This is a genomic window from Halolamina sediminis (genome assembly GCF_001282785.1).
Classification (GTDB): Archaea; Halobacteriota; Halobacteria; order Halobacteriales; family Haloferacaceae; genus Halolamina; species Halolamina sediminis.
Map to the genome: position 1 here is coordinate 2567389 of NZ_CVUA01000001.1, position 13178 is coordinate 2580566.

Genomic DNA, 13178 nt, shown 5'->3' on the forward strand with positions numbered 1-13178 from the left:
CCGTCGCTACTCCGTATAGCGTTCGAAAGAAATGAAGGCGGAAGACCGGCGTGAGCCGGTGGTTAGTTACTGGGAGTCGCGAGAGTCAGTTACTCTCGGCGACCGGCCAGCAGCGCGGCGGCGAGCAGGGCGACCAGCGCGACAGCGACGCCGAAGCCGGGCGTCGTCGTCGTGGTGGTCTCCGTGTCAGGCTCCTCGGTCTCCGTATCCGGAGCCTCGGTGTCCGTCTCCGGAGCCTCGGTGGCCGTGGCCGTCGCGGTTGCCGTCGCCGTCTCAGTAGCCGTGGCGGTTGCCGTCGCAGTCGCGGTCTCCGTACCGACCTGTTCGACGACCTCGCCGTCGACCTGCGTCAGCTCACTGCCGACTTTGCGCACGCTCACAGTGAACGTGTCGCCAGCGGACTGATCGCTGAAGTCGAACGTCGCTTCGAAGTTACCGTCAGCACCAACGGTGACGGTGTCCGTGTGGTAGAAGCCCGGCTGCGTGTCAACCGAGCGCACACGGATCGTCAGTTCCGAACCGGGTGCCTGGTTCGTCTGGCCTGCGATCGTCTGGCTCTCAGCAGCCTCGACCTGAACAGGCTCGCTTGCGAACGTCGTCGACGTCGACTCGACATCGAAGGTCGCACTTACGGACTCGTGGTCGTCATCGCTCTCGGAGCCCAGGAGACGGTCGTCAGCAACCGTGAAGGTTGCCTCGAACTCGTCACCATCTGCGACCTCGACATCGTCGCCGTTACGCTCGAAGTCAGCGCTCTCGAGGTCGACGAGGACGTAGTAGGTCCCGTCGCCGCTGATCACGTCGATCGCGTTAAGCGAACTCGTGACGTTCAGCGTTTTCGGATCACGGTTCTGGATCTGGTTCGTCTGCTCAACCGAGAGGCCGAGACTGCCCGATTCGATGGCATCCGCAAAGCCACCGTCGGCGTCGACCAGACCCTCGATCCCCGTCGCGGAGATCTCGTGGATCGCGTAGTCACCCATCGTGATGGAGCTGTCCTGCGTGACAGCACCAGCGTCGACGAGTTCCGAGACGTCGGCGGCGGTAACCGCGCCGTCCTCGTTCGCGTCGAGGTCAGCGTTACCGGGCGCCGTCCACATGGTCATTTCGTCAGTCGAACGCTCGCCGAGGTACAGGGTACTCAGCTCCTGCGGCTCGTCAAGCGTCTGGGATGCAGAGCCTGCCGTACTCACAGCAAGCGTGTAGTCACCCTGCGCTGCGATCGCGCTCAGCGTCGACTGACCGTTCAGCTCCGCGGTGTCGTCCTCACCAGCAGCGCTGACGATCGCACTCTCGTCCGCGTCAGCGTTGCCCGCGAGGTAGGTGTTGAACTCAACCGTCACCTGGCCATCATCGTCGCCGTCTTCGAAGGAGACGTTCGCCTGGTAGCCGTCCTCGTTCTGGTTACCAATGACGAGCGTCCCACTCGTGGCAGCGCCGGTGAGATCAACCGTGATCTCTGCGACGCTCCCCTGCGGCGTGTTCAGCGAGCCGGTGTGGTTGAAGGAAGCGGCACCTTCGCTGGTGTCGCTAACGTCGATGTCGGCCGAAGCCGTCGCATCCGTGTCAGCGACAGCGAAGTCGAAGCTGTAGTTGCCAGCATCAACCTCAGCGAAGTTGACATCGTACTCGGTGCCATCGCCGACGTTCTCGACAACAACACCGTCATCCGAAGCTTCGCCGTCGTCGTCGACGTCAGTGTTTTCGACGTCGAAGATGTCGGCGAGCTCATCGTCGTCAAGGTCGTCAGAGGTCACGACAACGTTGAAGTCCGAACCGCGGTTGTCGGACTCGAAGTCAATCGTCGTGTCGCCAGCTGCACCGATGTTGCCCACTTCGTCAGCACCGAACGACGCGGAGAACTCCTGGTCGATGACGTCGAAGGAGAGGTCAGCGGAGCCCGCCCCGTCGTTCGTGATGTAGTAGCTACCCGTGTCGAGGCCGCCCGTGTCGATGACGATCAGGCCGTTGTCCTGAACGTTCAGGGTTCGCTCGGCCGTGTTGGAGTCATCAGGCGAGCCACTGCGAAGGACGTACTGGTCCGAGCCAGTGTCGCCCGCCGTGTCGAAGACGACGTTCTCACCGGAGAAGACGATCGCACCGTCGGACGTCTCCTCAGGCTCGTCGTCTTCCGGCGGCTCCGGCGTCGGCGTCGGCGTGCCGTCGTCAGAACCGGTGGTTTCGATGGTCGTGGAACCGATATCCGCTTCAGTATCGCCACTGTAAGCGGTGCCGGTAATTTCGTACTGCGCGTTGGCAGTGTCCTCAGTCGTGACAGTGTACGTGATCACGACCTCCGCGTTAGCGGCGACCTCGCCGAGGGAGACCACAAGGCCATCCTCAGTCGGCTGGTTGAGAACGGGAGTGACTTCCTCACCGTCAACCTCAACCGTCGCTGCGCTTGCACTCTGGACAGCCGGACTAAAGGCTTCTTCAACCGTCAGTCGGCCGCCATCGCCGTCCATCTGCACGGTAGTTGTAACCGTTACCTCTCCGCCAGGACTCACGGACGAGTCACTGACAGTACGCTCGGCGTCGGCAACTCCTGCAACCGCTGTACCCGCAAACGCTGCGGACACCGCGATCACCGAAGTCACCATCAGCGCAGCCATCAGTAGGCTACGCATCTTCTTAGTTTTGTCTGTCATTTTTGTGTTTGGTCTGTGGTAGGTTTGTTATGAGCTCGTACTGAAGGCAATCGCAACCTCTGTGAGCTCATCCTGGGTGATATCGCCCGCACTGAAGGCGATTGCTGCATCAGTCAGTTCGTCCTGACTGATCTCACCATCGTTGTTCTCGTCGAACTGGTCGACGACACTGGTCTCACCGTTGGATGATTCGACCGTCAGCGTCGCCGTCTGCTCACCATCATCAGTGTACACGCCGTGCGTGTAGTCACCAGCGTCAAGGCTACTGGTGCTGATGTTGGTGAACTCGACGGTGGTGGTCTCGCTGCCGTTCAGCGTGACCTCCTCACTTGCGAGGGTGTCACCGCCAACCTGGAACTCGACAGTCTGCGTGTCATCGACGACACCATCGTTCGTGATGGTGGCGGACACGGTGATGTTGTCACCCTGCGTGACGGTGACATCCTGCGGGTTCAGGTCGGAGACCTGGAAGTCAGCCGGGTTCGGGGTAGCACCAACAACGACGATGTCGTTGGTGGTCGTACCCGCCGGGATGCTATCAACCGTCGTCGCCTGACCGGTCAGGTTGGTTTCAACGGTCGTGGCGACCATACGGTACTGCTCACCGGACCGGACGTCGGTGAACACGTAGGAACCGGAGTCCCCAATCGTGGACGTCCGGTTCTCACCGCTCATCGTCTTGACAGGCTCGTATTCGCCCGTCGTGCTGTTGTTGACGAACAGCTGAACGGTTGCCTGGCCTCGAGCCAGTGCATTGTCGTTTTCGTTAACAACGTCACCGGTGATCGAGCCAGTACCGAAGACACTGACACTAGCCTGCTCGCTACCAGTGGTGTTGTATTCGGTACCTTCATCGCTGGTCGTCATTGCGGTGATGTTCGTATCACCGGTGTTCTTCGCAGTGAACGTGACCTTCGCTTCACCGTCCGCGTTCGTAGTCACGTTGTCACTGTTCGGGTCAACCGGACCCAGGTTGGTGGGGCTGACCTCGATCTCTTGGTCTTCGGCAACGTTCCAGTCGAGCGAGGAGCCCTTCTGGCGCTGCTCAACGTGGACCGTCGCGTTGACCGTGGAGTCGATCGGCGCTTCAACCGACTTCTGGTCCTCGACAGTCACGTTAAGGCGGTATTCCTGAGCCGGGCCGCCGGCTTCCAGGATGAAGTCGTGATTCTCCGTGGCGTCTTCGTAGACGGTCTGGGTTTCGTTGGCTGCCACCCAGGCACCGACACCCATGTCGGTTTCGTTATCCGCGTTGTAGCCGCTTGCGAGCACGTACACGTTGACAGTATCGTTGCCGCCTTCAGCGACGATACCCTCAATCGAGTACTCACCGTCGGCATTTGTCTGGCTCACCAGATACTCCTGGTTCTCCTGTGCGTATGTGAGCGTCTGGTTTTCGCCCTGGTAGGCAACCCAGACAGTCGCACCGGAGACAGCTTCCGTCTCGTTGTTAACCACGTCGCCTTTCACCTGCGCGTTACCTTCCACCGGACGGAAGGTTGCAGTGCTCGACGCGTTGACGCTCGAGTTACTATCGAGCTCGAACTCGATGTCGAACTCGCCCACTTCAGTGCTGTTTGCGGTGAACGTCGCCAGACCGCTGGCGTTCGTGTCCACACTGATCTCAGTGAAGTTACCGTCGGCGAGTTCAGTTTCGTCGCCAAGAACAACCGTCGCGCCCTCGTAGGCGCTCGGGGAGTTCTCTCGGTCGTCCGTCGTCACGTTGACAGTGTAGGACACCTGGTCCTCACCGTCTGCGACGGCGGTCGTATCGGACTCAACAATCTCGATGTTGTCCGGATTGATGATTTTCTCGACAACGAGGTTCGCGGACGTGGTCGAGCCAGCCGCAACCTCGTTATCCTTACTGGTCGCTGTCTCGTAGTCCTCGGCCAGGACCTTGATATCGTACTCGCCTTCGGGGAGTCGCAGCGTGTATTCCCCGTTCTCGTTAGTCGTCGTCGATGCCTGCAGGTCCATCGACGCGTTCGTTGCCTGAACAGTCACACCAGTAACGTCGTTGTTGTTCGAATCGGAGACACGACCAGACAGGTAACCCGTGTCCGAAGAGTCGTCGTCGTCGGTGTCGTAGACACCGAGAGTGGCGATCTCCGTGGAATCAACGTTGTCTGCACCGTTGTCGACGAAGGACGCGTTAATCCCGAACTCAGTATATTTACTGACTTCGGGTGCTTCCGTAGTCACATCGAGCTTGAATTCGATGTCACTGGTTGTGCCGCTGTCGTTCGCGATAGTGAACTGAACCGTGTTATCGTCGACGAGATTCGCATCATCCTCGATGGAGATGCTGTTGTCATCTTCGTCTTCAGCCGACACACCGTTCACCGAGAAGCTCTGCATCGAGGCGAGCTCGTCGGGGAACGTGACGTTGACCGTGTCCGTGTTACCGTTGTTGGTAACGTTGGTGACGGTGAAGTTCACCAGATGGTTGTTCGTTACTGTGCCTTCTGTAACATTACCTGGATCAAGGGCATCACCCTGGATAGAACCAGAGTTACCCGCGCCAGGGTTTGCTTCGTTAGCCGCGACAGCTGTTCCACCGAGCGCAATGGTACCTCCGAAGACGGAGAATACCATCAATGCTGTGAGGAACAGCGCGCGAATTTTTTGATTTCCTTCTGTCATCTTTTTCTAGATCTTTTTACTTCAGCGGTAACAACGGCCACTCCAATCTCGGGCCCAGTTAACTGGGCCAAATGTCCCGGAGCTACTGGCTGTCACCATGGGTAGGGGCATTCACAACCAGTTTCCCTCGTTATAAATGTCTTGTGGATAATCGTGGTTTGTGGCACCGAGCCACATGACCAAAAAGTGGCGCAGTATTGCGGTTTGGGCTCTCCGTTATCCAAATCGTATCCTACGCTGTTGAAATACCACCCGCGAGCATCCATTCTGAGCCAGACGGCAGATTATCCACCATTAACGTCATATCGGATGCCCTATACCTACTCCCAAATGGATCCTGAAGCTGCTGCCGATCGAGCTGAAGACGTGATCGACGAACTGAGCGCGGCGGTCGTCACTGACCGCGCGTTCCTCGAAACGGTGATGACCGGCGTGCTCGCTGGCGGCCACGTGCTGCTCGAGGACGTCCCGGGCACGGGAAAGACGCTTGCCGCCCGCAGTCTCGCTGGTGCGCTGAACCTCTCTTTTACACGGATCCAGTTCACCCCGGACCTCTTACCGGCAGACATCACCGGCTCCAACGTGTTCGACGAGAGTTCGGGCAATTTTCAGTTCGCGGAGGGACCGATCTTCGCGAACGTGGTGCTGGCCGACGAGATCAATCGTGCGCCCCCCAAAACACAGGCCGCGCTACTGGAGGCGATGGGTGAGGGGCAGGTCTCCGTCGACGGCGAAACCCACCAGCTTCCGGACCCCTTTATCGTCATCGCGACGCAGAACCCCGTTGAGCAGGAAGGGACGTTCGGCCTGCCAGAGGCCCAGCGCGACCGCTTCATTGTGAAAACGTCGATGGGCTACCCCGAGTTCGACGGCGAGATGGAGCTCATCGATCGCCGTGCGGGCCGCACCGAGTCGGTGCCCAGCGTCTCAGCGGTTGCCGACACGGCAACGGTCCGCGACCTGCGAGCGGTGCCGGAGACAGTCACTGCCGAGCAGAACGTCCGAGAGTATCTCGTGAAACTTGGGCGAGCGACCCGCGAGCACCGCCACGTCTCTGTCGGCGTCTCGCCCCGCGGGATCCAGCACCTGTTCGAGGCAAGCCGTGCTTACGCGACGTTGCAGGGCCGTACGTATCTCGTGCCGGACGACGTAAAGCGGACCGTCGACGACGTGTTCCCCCACCGACTCGTACTGACTGCGGAGGCCGAGATCGAAGGTGTCGACGCCGCTGACGTGCTGGAAGACGTGAAGGGGCAGATTCCCGTGCCCACGATGGAGGCCTAGCGGGCGAGCACCAGACTCGCAAGGAACGCCACGCCGACCGCCGCGAATAGCGCTACTGCGGCCGCCGACTCGGTGGCGATGGCCACGGGGGTCATCGAGACAGCTGCCATCCCGAACCCAGCGGTGACTACGCCGATCAGTGCGGCAGTGAGCACGCGCACGAACTGCACTGGGAGCGATGGTGCCCGGCGTCCAACGTCTCGGCCAAGACTAACGCCGAAGCGGCCGAGGTCCCAAACGACAACGGCACCGATCAGCGTACCAAGCGACGCCGGCAGCGGTGCGCCGAGTGCCGCCCCGAACCCACCGGCTCCGAGCAGGCCGCCACTCGCGAGTGCATGACCGCTGTGACGCCCCGGTACTACTTGGAACAGCATCCCGAGACGGAGCATTGCCAGCGATAATGCGGCCGTGATCCCACCCAGTGCGACGAGTCCCAGTGCAACGACCTCACCGGTGTAGTATTCGATTACGCTGTCGACTTGCTGGAGCACTACCTCGCCGACTGTTCCGGGGAGCGCAGTCTCTAAACGTCCCAATAGCGTGTTCAGGATCAGGTCATGACCCATCCAGCCGACGGCCAACGCGAGCCCCGTGCCAGCAACAATGGCGATCTTCCCGAGATGCTTCCGGATGCCGGCGTGATGGAGCCGTCGGATCAGGCGGACCAACACGACGACGATGACACTGACGACCAGCAGTCTCGTTGCTAGCCAGCGCAGGAACGGTGCACGTGCGAGGCCATCAAGCAGACCGACCACGGGCGGCGGGACCAACGCCCAGAGCTCGACGTAGGCCGGTCCGAGCAGGATACGCGCGCCGATGAGCAGGACCCCGACCATGACGCCGATGGTGGTGCGCCCGAGCGTCGACTGGAGCTGTTCGAACGACTTGATCGCGGCATCGTCGTCGCCGGCGCGATCGTCGAGCAGTTCCGCGACCGGGAGCGCCGCCAACGCAGCCCGCAGTGCGAGTAGTGCCAGCGAGGCGATCAGCAGAAAGCTCCCGAGCGGTGGCACTGCCGTCGCGTCGGGGAGCAGTTCTGGGATCGTCTCAGGCAGCGGGAGGTCGGCGAACGGCTCCATCTCCTCCCTCTGCCGGACGGTGTTCCCGATCAGCGCAGCCGCCACCGCGAGCAGCCCCACTGTGCTCAGCAGCGTACTCCATGTGGCTGCAGTCACGCTGTCGCGGTCGGCGGCATCATTTGGGATCGCCACCGCGCCGAATCCAGCGAGTACGACGCTCACCCCGACGAACACTGTTCCCTGTGGTGCGAAGCCGGCCAGCTGGGCGATTAGCGTGTAGCCCAGCCCTGCGAACAGCAGGCCGCCGGCCAGCGGGGCGACGGCAACGCCCAGGAGCGTGCCGAGAGCGGCGGGGCGTGCCCGGCTGGCTAGCCAGACGACCACCGCGATACCGGCGCCGCCAACCGTCGCGACCGCCAGTGAGTCCACCACACCCAGTGCGTCCGCCAACAGCCAGCATGCGACGGCGACGATCGCCACCGCGAGCGCCGAGCCAGCACGCGGCGGTCGCCAGTTCGTCTCGGACACTGTCGTCACGGCCTCCTCGTCGTTGGGCTCGGCTGCCATCACCGGCCACCCCCATTGATTGCCGCGGCCACCGCCGAGAGCGACCGCTCGGCAGGCCAGTCGATCACGCGCTCGCAGACGCCGCGGCCCTCCCGGAGCCGAATCTCCCGCCGAGCACCGTGGAGGCGGCCGCCAGCGCTTGCCTCGCCGGTCGGATCTGGTGAGAGCAGTGTCGGTTCGTTGCCGACTACCGCGGCCCGCTTCGCGTACGATAGTGGTGCCCGGCCGACAAGCGGCGAGACGATCAGTAACTCCGCACGCTCGGGGAACTGTGCGATCAGCCCCGAGACGTCGCGGCGGTCCGGCTCGGATTCGTTCTCGGCGAGCGAGGTGAGCGCAGTATTGGCTGCGGTGCGGCGGGCAGCCACATCGGCGGCGGCCGAGAACACTGCGTCGGCGGCGTGCTGGCCTGTTTCGGTGCCGGCGTTCTCGACCCAGAGTGCATTGCCGGCCTCCCGGATCGACATTTCGACGTCGGCGGCGTCGACGCCAAGCACGGCGAGCGAGACGCGGTGGCCTAGCCCACGGTAGTGCTCGACGGCCGCCTCAGCGGCGTAAGCGGCGTACTCAGCGCCGGTCGGATGGGTCGGTGCGAAGGATCGCCGAGTCTCGGATCGGACGTCGAGCAGTACGATTTCCCGGGCTGCGCGTTCCTGTCTGAACTCCGTGGTAACTAGGTCGCCAGTTTTTGCGTACTGCCGCCAATTCACTCGGTTCTGGGCGTCGCCTGGACGGTACTCCCGCGTGGAGTGGAACTCCAGCCCTTCGCCACCTTGATCGCTCTGGGTCACCCCGGTCCGGAGCTTCGTCGCCTGATCCAGCCCGTCGAGGGCCGCCGGATCAGTGCAGTTGACGGAGTCGGCACCGCTGACGGTCGCCGAAAGTGTCGCGGTGTCAGTGCCCAACAGCGAGCGCGCGACCAGCCGTGCATCGCCGAACGCGAAGTCCCCGCGCTTGGCGATCACAGTGTAGGAGAACGAGCCGGTAGAGCCGGGCCGCAGCGCCAGCGATGCCCGGGCAGACCCGTCAGTAACGGCCAATTCCTTGGGAACGCTATCGACGATCCGGAGGTCCGTCACCACCGAGTCGCCGGTGTTGGTGACCGATACCGTCACCTCGACGGGATCGCCGGGGGTCAGCTGCCGGTCATCGACGGTGCGCTTCACGTCGATCGAGAGGTCCCCAGGCAGCGTTGATAGCGCGGCGTACCCTACGTAGACGAATGGGATCGTGGCGCCGGCGACCAGCGTCGCTTTGGCGTAGAACAGTCCCAGACCAAGCAGGAAGAGGCCACCGACGAGCCAGACGCTCCAGGGGCCGATGCGGCGCACGCGGCGTAGAAGCGTCAGTGTAGAGCCAGTCGATTCTGCCGCTCCAGCTGTCCCAGTCTCGCTCGGTGTCGCGTCATCGCCGGACTGGGATGGGGTCGGCTGGCCGGTCGTGTCCTGTTCTTCGCGCGATCGCTGCGTTGCGTCACTCATCTGTCTCCTCCTCGATCGGTGTTCGCGTGGCGGCGTCGGGGGCGGTTGCGAGCGTGGCGACGGCGTCAATGCTGCGAACGAGACGTCGCCGGCCTTCGGCGGCCTCGTCAAGCCACCCGCGCAGCCGAGCGAGCAGTGGTACCGGGGCGGCGTCGCCCAGGAACCCTGCCGCGAGGTCGTCATCGGTCCACGCACCCTGTTCGATCCGACGGCGGGCCGCTTCGGGGCTTTCGCCTGCGGTCTGGAGTGCCGAAACGGCAGTCTCCCGAAGATCATTGCGGTACTGACGGGCATCGTCAAGCGACTCGACGCCGTCGAGTGCCTCGTCGGCAGCGTAGCCCGTGACGGTCGCCGGGTCGACGTTAACGGACTCCGGGAGTCGCTCGTCGTCGCCGACGAGAACTGGGTCCGCCTCGCCGGTCGTACCCGAGAGCTTCCGGATCGCGACGACTAGCAGTGCCATGGCGGCGATGGCGCCGACCGCCGTGTTCAGTAGCTGGTCCGTGTCGTACTCCGAAATCTGGTCGTAGATGGGTGTCAGCACGCCTTCGGCCGGAGCGAGCAGTTCGGGCGCGAGCAGCAGCGCGGCTGCGACGCCAAGCAGGGCCAGCAAGGTGAGTGTGAGTAGCCCGCGTCGGAGCAGGCCGAGTACACTCACGCGGCATCACCTCCGGATTCGTCACCGTCATCTGCTGCCTGTTCGGAGTTAATCGACTCCATGGCCTCCTCGGCGACTTCCTGTCGCGTGGTGGGATCAGCGCTGTCGTAGGTGACTTCCCGGTAAGCGTCCCGTAGGCGCGTGACCGGGCCGGCAGGAAGGTTGGCATCCTCCACCGCGTATCGGGCAATTTCGCCCGGCGTCAGGGTGCGTACCTGTCGGAGTGGGAGGATACTGAGGAACCGCTGCCACGCCTGGCTGATCCGCTCACGGGCGGCCACAGTCTCGGGATCTGCCTCAGTCGTGTCCCCGACGCTTGATCCAGCTCCCGCCGTCGGCTCACTGGCTCGAAGGTTTCGGAGCCACGCGAGCAGTCGTTCCGGGAGTGACTGGATAGCCACGACAGTTGTGGTGGCCCACGCAGTGAGGGAAGTGATGATGATCTGTGCGACTTCGCCGGGGGTCTTGGTGCGCTTCCGGAGCGCCTGTGCGAGTTCGACGAGTCGGTCTTTGGCGTTCGAGAGTGCCGCGATCACTGCTTCGACGCCACGACTCAGCGCGTCGGCCAGTGAGACGACCGTGACCAGGATCAGTTGGTAGCCCCGTCTGATGCTCCCCCCCGCCCGCGCGAGCAAGCTCCGGGGGGTGATCCCACGGTAGTACGCGATCCCGAACACTGCGCCGACGCCGGCTAATACACCTCCGACAACTTGTGCCAACGTGCTGAATAGCCCCTTGACGTCGACCGACGCGCGCTGACCGTGCGCGCTCACGGCGAGCGTGACCGAGTCGGTGGGGGGCAGCCGCCCGACCGCGGAGCCGTCGATGCCAGTGGTACCGACGGCCTCGCCGTCGATCGAGACGGTGGCGTTGGGGAGCGCTTCGTCACCGAGGGTGGCGTTAAGCGTTACCGGCGCAAACGGAATCGTTGCGGGCCAGCCCACGCTGTAGTTGAGTTCGAGCGAGCGGATCGTGACGGTCTCGGAGCCTTCGGTGCTGCCGCGGCTAACAGCGTACTCGTACTCCCCCGGATCGTTGGGAAGTCGGAACTCGAAGCGGCCTTGGGCGTCGGTACGGCCGATCTGATCGCCGTTCAGCGTCACATTGCCGTCGCGAACGGGCACATCGTCGATGGTTGCGACCAGCGTCACCCGGGCGTCACTGCGCACCTCGCCGACGAACGAAATCGAGGCGTTGGTGTTGAGCGTGAATGTGGTGTTCTCGCTAGTCTGGACCGCGTAGCCGTCGACGGCTCGCGGCGCGTCAGCTGGGGGCGGCAGCACGCCCGCAGTGTCGGTCCGTACTGTCACGTCCAACTGTGCGGTGTATGGTACTCTGGCGACGACGGTCCCCTCGTTGTCGGTCCGGCCGACAGGCTCACCGTTGAACAGCACTTCGGCGCCGACAACTGGCTCACCTTCGCGCAGCACGGTCACCTCGACAGTGGCACCGGGGACGGCGGTCCTGTTGAGCGTCACGTTCAGTGGCGGTTCACTCTCGGTGGGCGTCGCGGTGGGTGTCGGCGTGGGCGTGGAGCTGTCTGTCGGGGTTGGTGTTGGGGTCGGTGTGGGGGTTGGCGTTGGGGTGGATGTCGAGGCCAATGTCCCCGTTCCAGTCCCGGTTCCAGTCGGCGTTCCAGTCCCGGTCCCAGTCCCGGTTCCAGTTCCCGTGCCTGTGCCAGTGGTCGTCTCGGTAGTCGTCGACTCAAGGGCCTCGTTCTCGGCAGACTGGCGTGCCGAGCTCGGGGTTGGATCGAAACGGACCCAGCCGATCTCGGGGAAGTACACTTCAACCCACGCGTGTGCGTGCATCCCTCGGACGGTGTACTCGTTGGGGCCGGTCTGTTCGCCCGTCGCGTAGCCCACGACGTAGCGTGCGGGGATACCCTGTGAGCGCAGCATCGTCGTCATCGCGGTAGCAAAGTACTCGCAGTAGCCCTGATTCATCTCGAACACGAACTGCGAGGTGATCGTGCCGTTCTCGCGATCGTGGCTCGCGTTCAGTGAGTACTCTTTGTTCGACTCCAGCCACGACTCGATCTGGGTTGCCGTCTCGTAGGGAGTCTCCGATTCGGTGGTGAGTTCGGTCGTGAACGCGGCGACCTGCTGGGTGTCGTTGCCGGCGGGAAGGTCGGTGTAGGTCGACTCCACCTCGTTAGGGTAGTCCTCGCCGGCCGAGCGAAGCAGGCCGGGATCGTCTGGCGGCGCTACGGACTCGCCGACGTAGGTCGTGTCGGCCGGCATTGGCTCCTGACTCGAGATCGACCGCCCCGGCTCCAACTGGAGTGCATCGCTCTCGAGGGAGAGTGACTGCGGTCGCCAGACAGTCGGGAGCGCCGTCGCCGACTTGGCGAGCGTCACCTCGTAGTTGATCCGCTCGCCTGCGGCACCCTCGACAGGGGTAGTCCCGTCGAACGGCTGGGCGTCGCCAGTACGCTCCCACCCCTGCCCGGTGTAGCGGTCGAACGAGCCGGTACGCCAGTAGCTGGGTTGCTCGCTCCTGACGACGAAGTGGACTTCCTGGTTCAGGCTGTTGTAAGCATTCGACGCGGTCGAGCCTTGGCTGCTTCCAGCATTCATCTGGCTGTCCGCCGATAGTGCGCCAAGCCCGCCCGACGCTAGACTCGTGGCGCCGCTATCTTCCCCGCCTAGCGGCTGGCCAAGGTTGAACTGTGCGGCAGGCGCTCCACCGCCGCCCACGAACAGCGGCAGCGCCACGCTGGCGAGCACGACTGCGGCGACACAGACCAACGTCAACAGGACGCGCCACCACCGGCGGTCGCCTCCGAGTTCGACGGCTCCCTTGTCGTCGCTCACGTGTTTCGTTTTCTACCTTTAGCCCGGGGGTCATGAATGATGCGATAGGGATA

The 13178-nt window shown here is 63.2% G+C and carries 7 protein-coding genes; 1 reads left to right on the top strand and 6 read right to left on the bottom strand.

All coding sequences use genetic code 11. The features are described from left to right. Positions 1–89: 89 nt before the first annotated feature. Together BN1959_RS12895 and BN1959_RS12900 are read right to left on the bottom strand one after the other, a co-directional pair. On the bottom strand, positions 90–2648 hold the full coding sequence (locus BN1959_RS12895) for a BGTF surface domain-containing protein (protein WP_079978698.1): 2559 nt from the start codon (positions 2646–2648) through the stop codon (positions 90–92). A 27-nt stretch (positions 2649–2675) separates the two neighbouring features. Next, a complete protein-coding gene (locus BN1959_RS12900) occupies positions 2676–5294 on the bottom strand; it encodes a carboxypeptidase regulatory-like domain-containing protein (RefSeq protein ID WP_079978699.1) in 2619 nt (872 codons plus the stop codon). Positions 5295–5624: 330 nt separating this feature from the next. On the opposite strand from BN1959_RS12900, the gene BN1959_RS12905 reads away from it, so the two are divergent. Further along, positions 5625–6578 carry an AAA family ATPase gene (locus BN1959_RS12905; protein WP_053949034.1) on the top strand — a complete coding sequence of 318 codons (954 nt, stop codon included), beginning with the start codon at positions 5625–5627 and terminating at the stop codon, positions 6576–6578. Here the strand turns inward: BN1959_RS12905 and BN1959_RS12910 are convergent. The 4 genes from BN1959_RS12910 to BN1959_RS12925 are packed head-to-tail and all read right to left on the bottom strand — an operon-like array spanning position 6575 to position 13125. Next, a complete protein-coding gene (locus tag BN1959_RS12910) occupies positions 6575–8170 on the bottom strand; it encodes a DUF7519 family protein (RefSeq protein WP_053949035.1) in 1596 nt (531 codons plus the stop codon). The genes BN1959_RS12905 and BN1959_RS12910 overlap by 4 nt on opposite strands. After that, entirely contained in the window at positions 8170–9651 is a 1482-nt protein-coding gene (locus BN1959_RS12915; protein ID WP_161803754.1) for a DUF58 domain-containing protein, read from the bottom strand. The genes BN1959_RS12910 and BN1959_RS12915 overlap by 1 nt, the downstream gene beginning before the upstream one ends. Beyond that, positions 9644–10309, bottom strand: coding sequence for a DUF7269 family protein (locus BN1959_RS14915; RefSeq protein ID WP_053949037.1), 666 nt, complete (start codon positions 10307–10309; stop codon positions 9644–9646). The genes BN1959_RS12915 and BN1959_RS14915 overlap by 8 nt, the downstream gene beginning before the upstream one ends. Beyond that, the gene (locus BN1959_RS12925; RefSeq protein ID WP_053949038.1) at positions 10306–13125 is read right to left on the bottom strand and encodes a transglutaminase TgpA family protein; all 2820 of its coding nucleotides are present in this window, start codon (positions 13123–13125) and stop codon (positions 10306–10308) included. Before BN1959_RS12925 ends, BN1959_RS14915 begins: the two co-directional genes overlap by 4 nt. Positions 13126–13178 lie beyond the last annotated feature (53 nt).

Bases quoted from the DNA above. Each gene is read 5' to 3' on its own strand.
- BN1959_RS12895 (WP_079978698.1), bottom strand. From the start codon at position 2,648: ATGACAGACAAAACTAAGAAGATGCGTAGCCTACTGATGGCTGCGCTG.
- BN1959_RS12900 (WP_079978699.1), bottom strand. From the start codon at position 5,294: ATGACAGAAGGAAATCAAAAAATTCGCGCGCTGTTCCTCACAGCATTG.
- BN1959_RS12905 (WP_053949034.1), top strand. From the start codon at position 5,625: ATGGATCCTGAAGCTGCTGCCGATCGAGCTGAAGACGTGATCGACGAA.
- BN1959_RS12910 (WP_053949035.1), bottom strand. From the start codon at position 8,170: ATGGCAGCCGAGCCCAACGACGAGGAGGCCGTGACGACAGTGTCCGAG.
- BN1959_RS12915 (WP_161803754.1), bottom strand. From the start codon at position 9,651: ATGAGTGACGCAACGCAGCGATCGCGCGAAGAACAGGACACGACCGGC.